The sequence below is a fragment of the Mesorhizobium sp. M0045 genome, from assembly GCF_040323385.1.
GTDB lineage: Bacteria > Pseudomonadota > Alphaproteobacteria > Rhizobiales > Rhizobiaceae > Mesorhizobium.
The window spans coordinates 1-15,536 of sequence record NZ_JAMYUY010000005.1; the positions used below are offsets into that span (position 1 = coordinate 1).

General features: G+C 63.1%; 14 protein-coding genes. 6 read left to right on the forward strand and 8 right to left on the reverse strand.

Going from position 1 to position 15,536, the window contains the following annotated elements:
- Positions 1 to 190: 190 nt before the first annotated feature.
- The 5 genes from NKJ72_RS09395 to mnmE all read right to left on the reverse strand — a co-directional run bounded on the left by NKJ72_RS09395 (position 191) and on the right by mnmE (position 6,050).
- Positions 191 to 1,072, reverse strand: coding sequence for a ParB/RepB/Spo0J family partition protein (locus NKJ72_RS09395; protein ID WP_352476790.1), 882 nt, complete (start codon positions 1,070 to 1,072; stop codon positions 191 to 193).
- 40 nt (positions 1,073 to 1,112) lie between these two features.
- Positions 1,113 to 1,913, reverse strand: coding sequence for a ParA family protein (locus NKJ72_RS09400; protein ID WP_254817943.1), 801 nt, complete (start codon positions 1,911 to 1,913; stop codon positions 1,113 to 1,115).
- Positions 1,914 to 1,960: 47 nt separating this feature from the next.
- On the reverse strand, positions 1,961 to 2,602 hold the full coding sequence (gene rsmG, locus NKJ72_RS09405; RefSeq protein WP_352476791.1) for a 16S rRNA (guanine(527)-N(7))-methyltransferase RsmG: 642 nt from the start codon (positions 2,600 to 2,602) through the stop codon (positions 1,961 to 1,963).
- Positions 2,599 to 4,503, reverse strand: coding sequence for a tRNA uridine-5-carboxymethylaminomethyl(34) synthesis enzyme MnmG (gene mnmG / locus NKJ72_RS09410; RefSeq protein ID WP_352476792.1), 1,905 nt, complete (start codon positions 4,501 to 4,503; stop codon positions 2,599 to 2,601). The genes rsmG and mnmG overlap by 4 nt, the downstream gene beginning before the upstream one ends.
- Before the next feature lie 218 nt (positions 4,504 to 4,721).
- Positions 4,722 to 6,050, reverse strand: coding sequence for a tRNA uridine-5-carboxymethylaminomethyl(34) synthesis GTPase MnmE (mnmE, locus tag NKJ72_RS09415; RefSeq protein WP_352476793.1), 1,329 nt, complete (start codon positions 6,048 to 6,050; stop codon positions 4,722 to 4,724).
- A 59-nt stretch (positions 6,051 to 6,109) separates the two neighbouring features.
- On the opposite strand from mnmE, the gene NKJ72_RS09420 reads away from it, so the two are divergent.
- The gene (locus NKJ72_RS09420) at positions 6,110 to 8,125 is read left to right on the forward strand and encodes a thioredoxin domain-containing protein (protein WP_352476794.1); all 2,016 of its coding nucleotides are present in this window, start codon (positions 6,110 to 6,112) and stop codon (positions 8,123 to 8,125) included.
- A gap of 178 nt (positions 8,126 to 8,303) precedes the next feature.
- Here NKJ72_RS09420 and rho read toward each other — a convergent pair whose 3' ends face one another.
- The 3 genes from rho to hemE all read right to left on the reverse strand — a co-directional run bounded on the left by rho (position 8,304) and on the right by hemE (position 11,312).
- Positions 8,304 to 9,569, reverse strand: a complete 1,266-nt coding sequence (gene rho / locus NKJ72_RS09425) for a transcription termination factor Rho (protein WP_023675925.1) — start codon at positions 9,567 to 9,569, stop codon at positions 8,304 to 8,306.
- Between the two features lie 166 nt (positions 9,570 to 9,735).
- Positions 9,736 to 10,281 (reverse strand): protoporphyrinogen oxidase HemJ, encoded by a 546-nt coding sequence (gene hemJ / locus NKJ72_RS09430; RefSeq protein WP_502895555.1) that lies wholly within the window; start codon positions 10,279 to 10,281, stop codon positions 9,736 to 9,738.
- 2 nt (positions 10,282 to 10,283) lie between these two features.
- Complete coding sequence (gene hemE / locus NKJ72_RS09435) at positions 10,284 to 11,312, reverse strand: uroporphyrinogen decarboxylase (protein WP_352476795.1); 1,029 nt, start codon at positions 11,310 to 11,312, stop codon at positions 10,284 to 10,286.
- A gap of 401 nt (positions 11,313 to 11,713) precedes the next feature.
- Between hemE and NKJ72_RS09440 the strand changes: the two genes are divergently transcribed.
- The 5 genes from NKJ72_RS09440 (at position 11,714) to dnaQ (ending at position 15,527) form a co-directional block, all read left to right on the forward strand.
- Entirely contained in the window at positions 11,714 to 12,532 is an 819-nt protein-coding gene (locus NKJ72_RS09440) for a pyruvate, water dikinase regulatory protein (RefSeq protein ID WP_254817949.1), read from the forward strand.
- Positions 12,533 to 12,702: 170 nt separating this feature from the next.
- Positions 12,703 to 13,302: a Maf-like protein gene (locus tag NKJ72_RS09445; RefSeq protein WP_352476796.1), complete on the forward strand. Its 600-nt coding sequence runs from the start codon at positions 12,703 to 12,705 to the stop codon at positions 13,300 to 13,302.
- On the forward strand, positions 13,295 to 14,137 hold the full coding sequence (locus NKJ72_RS09450) for a shikimate dehydrogenase (protein WP_352476797.1): 843 nt from the start codon (positions 13,295 to 13,297) through the stop codon (positions 14,135 to 14,137). Before NKJ72_RS09445 ends, NKJ72_RS09450 begins: the two co-directional genes overlap by 8 nt.
- The gene (gene coaE, locus NKJ72_RS09455; protein ID WP_352476798.1) at positions 14,134 to 14,736 is read left to right on the forward strand and encodes a dephospho-CoA kinase; all 603 of its coding nucleotides are present in this window, start codon (positions 14,134 to 14,136) and stop codon (positions 14,734 to 14,736) included. The genes NKJ72_RS09450 and coaE overlap by 4 nt, the downstream gene beginning before the upstream one ends.
- An 86-nt stretch (positions 14,737 to 14,822) precedes the next feature.
- Positions 14,823 to 15,527 carry a DNA polymerase III subunit epsilon gene (gene dnaQ, locus NKJ72_RS09460; RefSeq protein WP_352476799.1) on the forward strand — a complete coding sequence of 235 codons (705 nt, stop codon included), beginning with the start codon at positions 14,823 to 14,825 and terminating at the stop codon, positions 15,525 to 15,527.
- The last annotated feature ends 9 nt before the right edge of the window (positions 15,528 to 15,536 follow it).

Sequence of the window (15,536 nt, forward strand, 5' to 3'; positions counted from 1 at the left end):
GTCGCTCCTTCGCTCAACTGCCTCTCCAAAGAATCCTTTCTCAGCCTAAACTCAACCCCAAAATCGCCATATGCGATTCCCCTGCCCTCACGGGGGGGAGATTAACTACTTCGACGATTTAGCCAATCACCGGCGCGGCGGCAGCCACACTTTGTTTGCCGGCTAAAGGCCTCGATGTCTTAGCAACCCACTACTCCCGCTTCAGCCTTCGGCAAAGCTCGTCAAGCTGCTCCAGCGTCCGGTATGCGACGCTGATCACGCCGCCGCGCTGGTTGTGCTCGATCGTGACGATCATGCCGATCGTATTGGTCATCAATTTTTCCAGCGCCAGCGTGTCGGCATCCTTTTGCGGCGGCGCTGCGGGCTGGCGCTTTGCCGCCGGCGCGCCGACCGGCATTTGCGCCAGCGCCTCGGCCTGGCGCACCGAAAGCCCTTCGTCGATGATCCGCTTGGCAAGCCCGGCCGGGTCGTCGGCCGTCACCAGGGTACGGGCGTGGCCGGCCGAGAGCGCGCCGTCGACCAGCATGTCGCGGATCACGTCGGGCAGTTTGAGCAGTCTCAAGGTGTTGGCGACATGGCTGCGGCTCTTGCCGATCACCTGGCCGAGATCGGCTTGGGTATAGCCGTGGTCGTCGATCAACTGCTGGTACCCCAACGCTTCCTCGACCGGGTTGAGGTCGGTGCGCTGGACATTTTCGATGATCGCCAACTCGAGCGCCGTGCGGTCGTTGACGTCGCGTACGATGATCGGGATTTCGGTCAGCCCGGCGCGTTGCGCCGCGCGCCAACGACGCTCGCCGGCGATGATCTCGTAGCGGCCCGTTTGGGATTTCGACGGCCGCGCCACCACCGGCTGCACCACGCCATGTTCGCGGATCGACTGGGCGAGGTCGGTCAGGTCGGCGTCGCCAAAATGCCGGCGCGGGTTCTTCGGGTTGGGGCTGAGGAACTCGATCGGCACCTTGCCGTCGGCCGCCGGCCCGGGCTTTTCCGGAGCCGCCGGGCGATCGATTTCGCCGATCAGCGCCGCCAGTCCCCGTCCCAGTCTTTTTCTCGAAGGGTCTTCGTTCATCGTCCGTCCAGATCGTTTCGGTGTCGAATCGGCTTATCGTTCAGGCGGCCCGCAATTTGCGCTCGCGGCGGATCACTTCCGAGGCAAGCTGCAGATAGGCCTGGCTGCCCGAGCATTTGAGGTCGTAGAGAATCGCCGGCTTGCCATAGGACGGCGCCTCGGAAACGCGGACATTGCGCGGAATGACGGTCTCATAGACTTTGTCGCCCATATGTGCCCGGACATCCTGCACCACCTGGTTGGCGAGATTGTTGCGCCCGTCAAACATGGTTAGCACGATGCCCTGGATCGTCAGGTCGGGGTTGATCGAACGGCGCACCTGCTCGACCGTCTCCAAAAGCTGGCTCAGGCCCTCCAGCGCGAAAAACTCGCACTGCAGCGGCACCAGCACCGAATCTGCCGCAGCCATCGAATTCAGTGTCAGCAGGTTGAGCGAGGGCGGGCAATCGATCAGCACATAGCCGAAATTGGCCGAGCGCGCGGCCGAAGCCCGCAGCGCGTTGCGCAGCCGCAGCACCCGATCCGGCGCCGAGGCGATTTCCATCTCGATGCCGAGCAGGTCGAGCGTCGACGGCACGATCGACAGGCCGGGCACCGCCGTCGGGATTGCCGCCGCTTCGAGGTCCAGTTCGCCGGTCAGCACATCATAGGAGGAGACGGTGCGGTCGCGCCGGTCGATGCCAAGCCCGGTGCTGGCGTTGCCCTGCGGGTCGAGGTCGACGATCAGCACCTGTTCGCCTATGGCCGCCAATGCGGTGGCCAGGTTGATGGCCGTCGTCGTCTTGCCGACGCCGCCTTTCTGGTTGGCGACGGTGATGATTCGGGGGCCGTTCTTCATCATGGGTCTATGCCAGAAATTCATGCCAGAAATTCATTTGGGGTCGCCGGTCACAAGCCAGAGTGCGGTCGCAAGTCGGATACTTCGAGAATGACGCCCACCGCGTCGGTTGCACTGGCATGTTCTACCAGATCGAAAGACCATCGTTGAGCGCTTTCTGCCACTTCGGCGCGGTAATCCCGGCCTTTGTGAAACAGGCCATGCGACCCCTTGATCAGCCACGGCGCCGCCAGGTCGAGCAAGTCGGGCAGCGAGGCGAGTGCCCTGGCTGTGACGATTTGCGGCGCAGGAACAAGAGGATAGCTATCGTCGATGCGGCGGGCGATGACCTTGGCGGGCAGGCTGAACTGTCCGATAACCGTTTGCAGGAACGATGCCTTTTTCCGGTTGCTTTCGACAAGATCGATGCTGGCGCCGTCCCGCTCGGCAAGCAAAAAGGCCAGCACGAGGCCGGGAAACCCGCCGCCCGAGCCGAGATCGACCCAGCGCTTCGCCTCGGGTTTGATTCGCGCCAGCTGCGCGCTGTCGAGGATGTGGCGGCGCCAGACATCGTCCTGCGTCGACAGCGCGGCCAGATTGATCCGGCGGTTCCATTTCTGGAAGACGGCCTCGAACGCGACCAGGCGATCGAATGTTTCACGTGAAACCGGGCCTGCTGCCTCTTGCAGGTTTGCCCAGGACGCAGCGCTCACGCGACCTGCTTTCGCGCAGCCGCCTCGGCATTGCGTACATGGGCGACGATGATCGCCAGCGCCGCCGGCGTCATGCCCTCCATACGCTGCGCATCGGCAATGGAGCGCGGCTGGCGTGCCAGCATCTTCTGCCTCAATTCATTGGACAGGCCGGGAACAGAGGCAAAGTCGAGCGATTCGGGAATCAGCCTGCTCTCCTCATGCCTGATCTGCGAGACGTCAGCCCGCTGGCGGTCGAGATAGACAGAATATTTGGCTTCCGTTTCAAGACGTTCGGCCGTTTTGCTGTCGATCGCCGCGAAAGCCGGTTCGATCCGCGCCAGCCAGGCGATGTCGACGCCGGGATAGGCCAGCAACCCATAGGCCGAGCGACGGACGCCGTCCCGGTTGATTTCGAGCCCATGGCGCGCCGCCTCATTGGGAGTCATGGTGGTGCCGAGGGCGAGCTGTCGCGCCTTCTCAAGGTCTTGCACGACATTGTTGAACCGCTGCATCCGCTCGGGCGAGGCAATCCCCAGTCTCATCGCCAGCGGCGTCAACCGCTCATCGGCGTTGTCGGCTCGCAAAGACAGCCGGAACTCGGCGCGCGAGGTGAACATGCGGTAGGGTTCGGCGATGCCGCGGCTGGTCAAATCGTCGACCATCACCCCGATATAGGCTTCGGTGCGGCTGAGCACGATTTCATCGCTCGCCGAAGCCTTGCGCGCCGCGTTGAGGCCGGCGAGCAGCCCTTGCGCGCCGGCCTCCTCGTAGCCGGTGGTGCCGTTGATCTGCCCGGCGAGGAAAAGCCCGCCGATCCGCTTTGTCTCCAGCGTTGGCTTGAGCTCGCGCGGGTCGACATGGTCATATTCGATGGCATAGCCCGGCTGCAGCATGGTTGCCCGCTCCAGCCCTGGAATGGTCTTTAGAATATCCAGTTGCACATCTTCCGGCAGCGAAGTCGAGATGCCGTTCGGGTACACCGTGTCGTCGTCCAGCCCTTCCGGCTCCAGAAAGATCTGGTGGCCGTCGCGGTCGCCGAATTTGACGATCTTGTCTTCGATCGACGGGCAGTAGCGCGGCCCGACGCCTTCGATTGACCCCGAATACATCGCCGAGCGGCCGAGATTGGCGCGAATCAGCTCATGCGTGGCATTGGTCGTTCGGGTAATGCCGCAATGGATCTGCGGGTTTTCGATGCGCTCGGTGAGCAGCGAGAACGGTACGGGATCTTCGTCCGCCGCCTGGCTCTCCAGCGACGCCCAATCGATCGTCCTGCCGTCCAGCCGCGGCGGCGTGCCGGTCTTCAGCCGCCCGAGCTTGAAGCCGGCGCGGCTCATTGTCGCCGACAGGCCGGCGCTCGCCTGCTCGTTCATGCGGCCGGCGACGATCTTCTTCTCGCCGATATGGATCAGCCCGCGCAAGAAAGTGCCGGTCGTCAGCACCACGGCGCCGCAGGCGAGCCGGCGTCCATCCGCCAGCAGCACCGCCGCGATGCGTCTGTCGTCGATTTCCCCGTCGTTGATTTCCCTGCCGTTGATTTCGAAGTCCAGCACCTCGCCTTCGATGACCTCGAGCCGGGCCTGCTGGCGGATTGCCGCCTGCATGGCGAGACGATAGAGCTTTCTGTCGGCTTGCGTCCGCGGACCACGTACCGCCGGCCCTTTGCGGCGGTTGAGCAGCCGGAACTGGATGCCGGCCGCATCGGCAACGCGCCCCATCAGCCCGTCCATGGCATCGATCTCGCGAACCAGATGGCCCTTGCCGAGGCCGCCGATCGCCGGATTGCAGGACATCACGCCGATCGTATCGAAGCGCAGCGTCACCAGCGCCGTTCTGGCGCCAGCCCGCGCAGCGGCGCTTGCGGCCTCGCACCCAGCATGGCCGCCGCCCACCACAACCACATCGTAGCGATTGGTCATTTGTATATTCCGATTCAAATCTGCCGACACATGTGCCCACAGCCACATGCTGTCAAGAACACTGCTCGTTTCACGTGAAACAATGTAGCGGTATCGGCGCCTGGTGTTTCACGTGAGTCACGGCGTTGGTCCCTTCGGTGGCGCAGAACGTCGGCGGGACGGCGAAGGACCGCCGTCGCTCGCCTTCCGTCACCGTTGCTTGCAATGTTTCACGTGAGTCATTTGCCGATACAGAACTGCGAAAAGATAACGTCCAGCATATCCTCGACATCGACCGCCCCGACGATTCGTCCAAGCCGATCCGCTGCCAGGCGCAGTTCCTCGGCCCGTAGCTCCTGCCCGCGATGACCACTGACCACTGCTGCGACCAGGAAGCGTTTCGTCTCGTTGAGCAACTCGACGTGCCGCAGCCGCGACGGCAGGATATCGCCGGCCTTGCCGATCTGCGCTGCGGCACGACGCCCGATCTCGTCCAGCAATTCGGCCAGACCCGTGCCGTCCCGCGTCGAGATGGCGAAATCATAGTGCGCCGTGGGCGAGGGTGACTTGTCCCCCAACAGGTCAATTTTTGTTCCGACCCTCAGCGCCGGCATGTTGCCCGGCAGCATACCGATCGCGACTGGCTCCGCCAGATCCTCCAGCAGCAACAACAGATCAGCGCTGTGCGCCTTGGTCCTGGCCTTCTCGATGCCGATCGCCTCGATCTTGCCGGGCGCCTCCCGCAGACCGGCGGTGTCGGTTACCCTGACCCGCACCCCTTCCAGGTCCAGCACCACTTCTAGCAGGTCGCGGGTCGTGCCGGGCTCGTCGGTGACGATGGCCGCTTCGCGCCGCGCCAAGGCGTTGAACAGGCTGGACTTGCCGGCATTCGGCGCGCCAAGGATGACGACTTCGAACCCGTCGCGGATAATTTCGGCGGCACGAAAGCCGGCGACATGGCGCTCGATTTCGTCGATCATGGTCTGAACATCGGACCAGACCGTATCGGCGACCGAACCCGGCACGTCGTCCTCGTCGGCAAAATCGATCTCGGCCTCGATCATCGCCCGGGCGTGGATCAGCCGTCGGCGCCAGCCCAGATAGAGTTCGCTCTGCACGCCCTGAGCGTTGCGAACGGCAAAGCGCCGCTGCGCTTCGGTCTCAGCGTTGATGAGATCGGCCAGCGCCTCGGTCTCGACCAGATCGAGCTTGCCGTTGAGAAAGGCGCGGCGGGTGAATTCGCCAGGCTCGGCATGCCTGACGCCATCGAAGCCGGCGATCGTTTCCAGCATCCTCGCCACGACGGCGCGTCCGCCATGCACGTGGAACTCGGCGACGTCCTCGCCGGTGAAACTGTCGGGCCCGGCAAAGAAGACGACCAGGCCGCTGTCCAGCACCGATCCGTCGCGCGCCCGCAGCTTGCGATAGCTGGCCACGCGGTTCGGCACGGTCGATCCGGAAATCGTTTCGACAACGAATCGACTCTGCGGCCCGGAAATCCGGATCACCGCAATGCCGGCCGGCAGGCGCCCGCTCGACAGCGCTACGATGGAGTCTTTCAAAATCATTTGCCCGCTCTGCCGAAGCGCCCTAGCTATGCCTGTTCAATCCGCCATCGAGTAGCGCCGTGACATTGCCTGCACAAAACCTGCTTGCCGAAGAGGCCAGCCCCTATCTGCAGCAGCACAGCGGCAATCCGGTGCACTGGCGGCCGTGGTCGCCCGCCGCTCTGGCCGAAGCAAAGGCGCTCGAGCGTCCGATCCTGCTCTCTGTCGGCTACGCCGCCTGCCATTGGTGCCACGTCATGGCGCATGAGAGCTTCGAGAACGACGACGTCGCCGCCGTCATGAACCGTCTCTTCGTCAATATCAAGGTCGACCGCGAGGAGCGCCCCGACATCGACCAGATCTATATGGCGGCGCTGTCCTCGATGGGCGAGCAAGGCGGCTGGCCGCTGACCATGTTCCTGACCCCGGACGGCAAGCCGTTCTGGGGCGGCACTTACTTTCCGCGCGAGGCCCGCTACGGCCGGCCGGGCTTCGTCCAGGTGCTGGAGGCGGTTGACAAGGCTTGGCGGGAGAAGAAAGAAAGCGTTAACCAAAGTGCCGACGGCCTAACCACGCATGTCGAGACGCGGCTGGCGGGCAGCCATGCCAAGGCCGTGCTCGACCGCGGCATGCTGGCAAAGTTCGCCACCGGCATTGACGGCATGATCGACCGCGAGCTGGGCGGCCTGCGCGGCGCGCCGAAATTCCCCAACGCGCCGTTCATGCAGAGCCTCTGGCTGTCCTGGCTGCGCGGCGGCACCGCATCCCACCGCGACGCCGTTCTCCTCAGCCTCGAAAAGATGCTGGCCGGCGGCATCTACGACCATATAGGCGGCGGTCTTAGCCGCTACTCGACCGACGCCGGATGGCTGGTGCCGCATTTCGAAAAAATGCTCTACGACAATGCCCAGCTCGTCAGGCTAAGCAACTGGGCCTATGCCGCGACCGGCAAGGAATTATTCCGGCTGCGAATCGAAGAGACGATTGCCTGGCTGTTGCGCGAAATGCGGGTCGAGAGCGGTGCCCTTGCCGCCAGCCTCGATGCCGATAGCGAGGGCGAGGAGGGGTTATTCTACACCTGGAGCAGGGATGAAATCGAGACCGCCCTTGGCTACGACTCAGCCTTGTTTTTCAAACACTTCACACTTGCCGATCCGCATGGCTGGGAAGGCAAGCCGATCATCCACCAAACCGAAGCCCAGCAAACACAAAGCGTCGTCGATCGTGACCTTCTGGTTGCGCTCAAGCAAAGGCTGCTGGCAGCGAGGGAACAGCGCGTTCGGCCGGGGCGTGACGGCAAGGCCCTGACCGACTGGAACGGCTTGATGATCGCAGCCCTTGCCGAGGCCGGACGATCGCTTGGCCGATCCGACTGGATCGAAGCGGCGGCAGCGGCCTTTGCCGCCATTGCGGGCGCCGCCCGCGACGCCCGCCTGCCGCATTCCATGCTCGGGGAGAAGAAATTGTTTCCCGCGCTGTCCAGCGACTATGCCGCCATGGCGAATGCCGCCATCTCGCTGTTCGAGGCGACCGGCAATCCCGACTATATCGATCGCGCCGGGAACTTCATTGAGCAACTCGATCTTTGGCACCGGGACAGCGACAAGACCGGCTACTATCTGACCGCGTCCGACAGCGCGGATGTGCCAATCCGCATCCGAGGCGATGTCGACGAAGCCATTCCTTCGGCTACCGGCCAGATCATCGAAGCCCTGGTCCGATTGTCGTCGCTGACCGGCGATCTCGATCTCTGGGAAAAAGCCTGGACAGTCGCCGAGCATGCGGCTGGGCGGGCCGAGCACCAGCCCTATGGCCAGGCGGGTATAGTCAATGCCTGTACCTTGGCGTTCGAGCCGTTGAAATTGGTGATCGTGGATAGATCTGAGAATCCAAGGCTTGTTCCGGTTGCGAATCGAAATCCGGACCCGCGCCGGGTGGACATCGTCGTGCCTGTCGGCTCGGCGACAAACCTGCCGACGCTGCCAGGCGGCGTCCTGCCACCAACCGAAAAGCCCGGCGCCTGGCTGTGCACCGGGCAGGTCTGCCTGCCGGTGATAACGGAAGCTGAGGAGCTGGAACGGATGCTGCGGCGGTGATGGACCTGGCGCTCCGTCCCTTCTCCCTTGTGGGAGAAGGTGGATTGGCGCGCAGCGCCGAGACGGATGAGGGGTGTTGGACGGAGTGCCGTCGTTGCCAAGCTGGAGCACCCGTCATCCGACCGAGCTTCGCTCGCCACCTGCTGCTCCCACACGGGAGAAGGGAAGGCCCGCAACCCTACGTATTCATCGAATCGAAGAAATCCGCATTGGTCTTGGTCTGCTTGAGCTTGTCGATAAGGAACTCGATAGCGTCGGTTGTTCCCATCGGCGCCAGGATGCGGCGCAGCACGAAGATCTTCTGCAGGTCCTGGCGCGGAACCAGAAGGTCCTCCTTGCGGGTGCCGGACTTGAGGATGTCCATGGCCGGGTAGATGCGCTTGTCCGCCACCTTGCGGTCGAGCACGATTTCCGAATTGCCGGTGCCCTTGAACTCTTCGAAGATGACTTCGTCCATGCGGCTGCCGGTGTCGATCAGCGCGGTGGCGATGATGGTCAGCGAACCGCCTTCCTCGATATTGCGGGCAGCACCGAAGAAGCGCTTCGGGCGCTGCAGCGCGTTGGCGTCGACACCGCCGGTCAGCACCTTGCCGGATGACGGCACGACGGTGTTGTAGGCGCGGCCGAGGCGGGTGATCGAATCCAGCAGGATGACGACGTCGCGGCCGTGCTCGACGAGGCGCTTGGCCTTCTCGATGACCATTTCGGCAACCTGGACGTGGCGAACCGCCGGCTCGTCGAAGGTCGAGGAGACGACCTCGCCCTTCACCGAGCGCTGCATGTCGGTGACTTCCTCCGGCCGCTCGTCGATCAGAAGCACGATCAGGTAGCATTCCGGGTGGTTGGTAGTGATCGAATGGGCGATGTTCTGCAACAGTACCGTCTTGCCGGTGCGCGGCTGCGCCACGATCAGGGCGCGCTGGCCCTTGCCCAGCGGCGCCACCAGGTCGATGACGCGCGCCGAAATATCCTTGGAGGTCGGAACCTCCATCTCCATCTTCAGCCGCGAGGTCGGATAAAGCGGCGTCAGATTGTCGAAATGGATCTTGTGGCGGATTTTTTCAGGGTCGTCGAAATTGATCGTGTTGACCTTGAGCAGCGCAAAATAGCGCTCGCCCTCTTTCGGGCTGCGGATCGGCCCTTCGACCGTATCGCCGGTCTTCAGTGAGAATCGCCGGATCTGCGAGGGTGAAATATAGATGTCGTCGGGACCCGGCAAATAGTTGGCGTTGGCGGAGCGCAGGAAGCCAAAACCGTCCTGCAGCACTTCGACGACGCCGTCGCCGATGATCTCGATATCCTGGGTCGCCAGTCTCTTCAGGATCGCGAACATCAGCTCCTGCTTGCGCATGACGCTGGCGTTCTCGACCTCGAGCGATTCCGCATAAGCGATCAGCTCTGGTGGTTTCTTGTTCTTGAACTCTGTGAGCTTCATTTCTTGCATCATTAGACGGACTCTGAGTAAGCTTTGGGAAAAATATCGGCGGGATGCGACAAATGCCGGGCGCGGCCGAAGCGATAAATGGGCGGCGCATGACGGGAAGGAAGACCCGTCTTTTATCGTCGGTCGGTTGAAAGAGCAAGCCGCCTTTTGCGGGCAACCGAGGACGTCAGAACGGTTTTACGATAACCAGGACGACGATGACGATCATCAGCAATGTAGGGATCTCATTGACGATCCGCCAGTGCCTTGCCGATTTTTCATTGCGGTCTTCGGCAAATTTGCGGACGGCGCCGGCGAGATAGCCATGCACGGCCGACAAACCAACCACCGCAGCGATCTTGGCATGTAGCCAGCCGCCCTGAAAACCAAAGCCTTTCCAGGCGAGCCACAGGCCGAATGCCCAGGTAATCACCATTGCCGGATTGATGATGCCGCGCAGCAGGCGGCGCTCCATCACCTTGAAGGTCTCCGACGGGTCGGAGCCTTTTTCGGCATCGGCATGATAGACCAGCAAGCGCGGCAGATAGAGCATGCCCGCCATCCAGGAGATGACGGCAATCACATGGATCGCCTTCGCCCACGGATAGAAATCATCAGGCCCGAAGAAAAACAGCAGCCCGGCCAGCACCAGGAAGATGGCGATCGCGATTGCCGCGCGGCGCATCGCCCCTCGACCGCTGTTGGTGCTGTTCGCATTGTCAGCGCCCATCATCGTCACGATGCGCTCCGCACCAGTTTCACCATCTGCTCGACATGCGCCAGCGGCGTCTCCGGCGTGATGCCGTGGCCGAGGTTGAAGATCAGTGGTCCGTCGCCCAGCGCCTTCAGGATCGCCGCTACGCCGTCGGCAAGCGCCTTGCCGCCGGCTACGAGCCTCAGCGGATCGAGATTGCCCTGCACGGCGCCGTCGCGCTGCAATTCCTTCGCCGTCGACAAGGGCACGGTCCAGTCGAGGCCCAGCCCGGTCACGCCGGTCTTCTGGCGATAGCTTCGATAGTGATCTCCCGCGCCCTTGGGAAAGCCGATGATCGGAACATTGGGATGGACAGCCTTCACTTGCCGGACGATCTCGGCCACCGGCTCGACGCAGAACAATTCGAAAGACGCTTCGTCGAGCACGCCTGACCACGAATCGAAGATCTGCACCACATCGGCGCCGGCTTCGATCTGGCGGATCAGATAGGCAGCCGAATGATCGGCGAGCACCTTCAGCAGCCGAAGAAAGGCCGCCGGCTCGCGATAGGCGAACAGCCTGGCCGGCGCCTGGTCGGGCGTACCGTGGCCGGCAATCATGTAGGTCGCCACTGTCCAGGGCGCACCGCAGAAGCCGATCAGCGTCGTTTCATCGGGCAGTCTGGCGCGCAATCGCCGCACCGTCTCGTAGACCGGCTCGAGATTCACGTGAAACGTTTCGCCGTCGAGAGCCTCGATCTCCACAGCCGTGATCGGCGTCAGCAGCGGGCCGCGTCCTTCCTCGAAGCGCACGTCGCGGCCGAGCGCATGCGGCACGACAAGGATGTCGGAAAACAGGATCGATGCATCGAAGCCGAAGCGTTCGATCGGCTGCAGCGTCACTTCGACGGCGAGATCCGGGTCGTAGCAAAGATCGAGGAAGGATCCGGCCCGCCTCCTCGTCTCCCGGTATTCCGGCAGATAGCGGCCGGCCTGGCGCATCATCCAGACAGGTGGCGGAAGCGCCACCTTGCCTCTCAACACGTCCAGCACAATCCGGTCTTGAGGCATTGAGCGCTAGCCTTTCCAGGCTTCCCTATAATTAAATATTCTATGTTTAGGAATCTTATGATTCTAAGAGTCTGTTGGTTGTGGTGGTTGTCTCCTGTCCCGCTTTGCCCTGGAAAAGACCAGCCAGCATATTGTCGCGCGCTTCTCCAGCGGGATTGCAGGACTTTGTGGAAAACCGCGAATTTACGACTGGAGTCAATGCGTTGCCGCCACGCCAGGGAAATTGCCCCTGTGGATGAAGCGAAGGCAAAAAGCTCCGTCCCCGGACTTGTCCCCAACCGCCCGGAGAAGCCGACAGCACATCGAATTGTGGACAAACCGGCATCTGATACAGTCGCTTTGCGGTGGCCGAGTTTTCCGCCCGGCTTATCCACATCGGCCCACAGCCTGGAATGTATCCTGTGAACAAACCGCAAAGCTTCTTTCATCTTCACCTGATTTCCGACGCGACCGGCGAAACGCTGCTGGCTGCCGGCCGCGCGGCTTCCGCGCAATACAAGGATGCGCGCGCCATCGAACATATCTATCCGCTCATTCGCACCGAAAAGCAGGTGACGAAGGTGTTCGAGGACATCGAAGAGGAGCCAGGCATCATCCTCTACACGGTGGTCGACCAGAAGCTTGCCCGCGGCATTGACGAACGCTGCGCGGCCATGGGCCTGCCTTGCGTCTCGGTGCTGGAACCGGTGCTGACGGTGTTCCAGTCCTATCTCGGCACGCCTGCCGGCCGACGCGTCGGTGCCCAGCATGTGCTGGACGCCGAATATTTCCGCCGCATCGACGCGCTCAACTTCACCATGGAGCATGATGATGGCCAGCTGCCGGCCAATATGGATGATGCCGACATCGTGCTCGTCGGCATCTCCCGCACCTCGAAGACGCCGACCAGCATCTATCTCGCCAATCGCGGCATCAAGACCGCCAACATCCCGATCGTGCTCGGCGTGCCGGTGCCCGAAAGCCTGGTCAATGCCACGCGGCCGCTGATCGTCGGCCTGGTCGCCACTGCCGAACGGATCTCGCAGGTGCGGCAGAACCGCATTCTCGGCACCAGCGCCTACGAACCGACCGACTATGTCGACCGTGCCGCGATCGCCGAAGAGCTTGCCTATGCCCGCCAGATATGCACGCGGCATGGCTGGCCGATGATCGACGTCAGCCGCCGTTCGATCGAGGAGACGGCGGCGGCCATCGTTGCCCTGCGCGGCAAGACGCGGTAGGGCATGTCGAGATTCAGGTGATGCCGGCCTGCGAACGGCGGTTTCCTGCGCTTCCGGTACTCACGGACCCAAATGTCCGCTCCGTTCCGGTTCTCGGAACCCACCATTCTCGACTCGGCCTGACCTGAATCTCGACACCCTAGTGAGCGCCAGGAAACGGGCGAAAAAAAATGGCCGAAAAAATCATCCTTGCCTCGGGCAGCCCGTTCCGCAAGGCGCTGCTCGTCAATGCCGGCGTCACTGTCGAAGCTGTTCCGGCTTCTGTCGATGAGCGCGCGCTGGAGGCGCCGCTGCAGAATAGTGGCGTGTCGCCGGAGGACGTCGCCCTGGTGCTCGCCGAAGCCAAGGCCACCGAAGTCAGTGAGCGCAGGCCCGCCGCCCTGGTGCTCGGCTGCGACCAGACGCTGTCGCTCGGCGACGAGCTGTTCCACAAGCCGGCCGACATGGAAGGGGCGCGCCGTCATCTGCTGGCGCTGTCGGGCAAGACGCATCATCTCAACAGCGCCGTCGTGCTCGCCCGTGACGGCCAGGTTCTGTGGCGGCATGTCGGCATCGCCAGTCTGACCATGCGCAAACTCGATCCGGCCTTCATCGGCCGCCATCTGGCGCGCGTCGGCGCCAAGGCGTTGTCCAGCGTCGGCGCCTACCAGATCGAAGGCGAAGGCATCCAGCTATTCGAAAAAATCGAAGGCGACTATTTTACCATTGTCGGCCTGCCACTTTTGCCGGTGCTGGCCAAGCTGCGTGAGTTCGGGGCGATCGATGGCTGAAGCCTCGAAAAAAGCCTTCGTCACCGGCCACCCGATCGCCCATTCCAGGTCTCCGAAGATCCACGGCCACTGGCTGACGAAATACGGCATCGACGGCGTCTACGAGGCCATTGACGTTGCACCGGAGGCCTTTGCCGAATTCCTGCAGACGCTGCAGGCACAAGGCTATCGCGGCGGCAACGTCACCATCCCGCACAAGGAAGCCGCCTTCGCTTTGGCCGAGCGGCGTGACGCCGACGCCGAACAGATCGGTGCGGTCAATACGCTGTGGTTCGAGAATGGCGAATTGTGGGGCGGCAACACCGATGCCCATGGTTTTGCCGCCAATCTGGACGAATATGCACCGGGCTGGGCGGCCAACGGCCCCGCCGTGGTGCTCGGTGCCGGCGGCGCCGCTCGCGCGGTCATCCATGCGCTGAAGCAGCGCGGCATCAACGACATCCGCATCGTCAACCGGACGCTTGCGAGGGCGCAGGAGCTGCGCGACCGCTTCGGTGCCGGCGTCTCCGCCCATGGCATGGCGGCGACCGGCGAATTCCTCGAAGATGCCGGCCTGCTGGTCAACACGACAGCGCTCGGCATGCATGGCAATGAAGGCCTGTCCGCGGATCCGGGCAGACTGCCGGACCGCGCCATCGTCACCGACATCGTCTACGTGCCGCTGGAGACGCCGCTGCTTGCCACCGCCAAAGCGCGCGGCCTGAGAACCGTCGATGGGCTCGGCATGCTACTGCACCAGGCGGTGCCCGGCTTCGAGCGCTGGTTCGGCATCAGGCCAGAAGTCACCGCCGAACTGCGGCAAATAGTTATTGCCGATATCGGCGCGATAAAATGATCGTGCTCGGCCTCACCGGATCGATCGGCATGGGCAAATCGACCACGGCCAAGATGTTTGCCGAAGCCGGCGTGCCGGTCCATGATTCCGACGAGGCTGTGCATCGCCTTTATGCCGGCAAGGCCGCGCCCTTGGTCGAGGCGGCCTTTCCCGGCACCACCAGATCCGGTGCGGTCGACCGCGCGGCACTGGCGGCGCGGGTGCTCGGCGACGCCCCCGCGCTGAAACGGCTGGAAGCGATCATCCATCCGCTGGTCCGTGCCGATGCCGATGCTTTCCTGGCTGAAAATCGTGCCGCCGGCGCGCCGCTTGCCGTGCTCGATATACCGCTGCTGTTCGAGACCGGCGGCGGGAACCGCGTCGACAAGGTCGTGGTCGTCACCGCGCCGCCTGAAGTTCAGCGCGCCCGCGTGCTGGCGCGGCCGGGCATGAACGAGGAGAAACTGGCGTCGATCCTGGCCAGGCAGGTTCCCGACGCCGAAAAGCGCCGGCGCGCCGACTTTGTCATCGACACTGGTCAGGGCTTTGACGCCGCTCGCGCAGCCGTCAAGGCCATCATCGCCGAACTAGTCGTGGATAAGGCAGCCAGGCCTGGTTAAGAGGCTTGCAGACCCACATTCCTTGTTGCCATTTTGTTCCTGGTGTGATTCGGCTAGAATGATGCCGGAACCAGTGGACTGATTCGATGCGTGAGATCATCTTCGATACGGAAACCACCGGCCTCGACACGCGCGAGGACCGCGTCATCGAGCTTGGCGGCGTCGAGTTGGTCAACCGTTTCCCGACCGGCCGAACCTTCCATAAATATATCAACCCGCAAGGCCGCCAGATCCATCACGAGGCGCAGGCCGTGCACGGCATCAGCGCCGCCGATCTCGTCGGCAAGCCGACTTTCATGGAGATCGCCGAGGAGTTTCTGGCCTTCATCGACGGCGCCAAACTGGTCGCGCACAATGCCGGCTTCGACATCGGCTTCCTCAATCTCGAATTCGGCCGGCTTGGCCATCCGGCCATCGATCCGGGACGGATCGTCGACACGCTGGCGCTGGCGCGCCGCAAGCATCCGATGGGCCCCAATTCGCTCGACGCGCTCTGCCGCCGCTACGGCATCGACAACGGCCGCCGCACCAAGCACGGCGCGCTGCTCGATTCGGAATTGCTGGCCGAGGTCTATATCGAGCTCATCGGCGGCAAGCAGGCAAGCCTTATCCTCGACAGCATCCTGACTCCAACGGGCGGCAGGCAGAATGTCGAAGACATCGATATTTCGATCGGCGTCAGGCCGATCGCCTTGCCGTCGCGCCTGACCGACGCCGAGCGCACCGCGCACGCGGGCATGGTTGGCACATTGGGCGAAAAGGCGCTCTGGCTGCGGGTTGAGGCGAGCTAAGACGTCTGC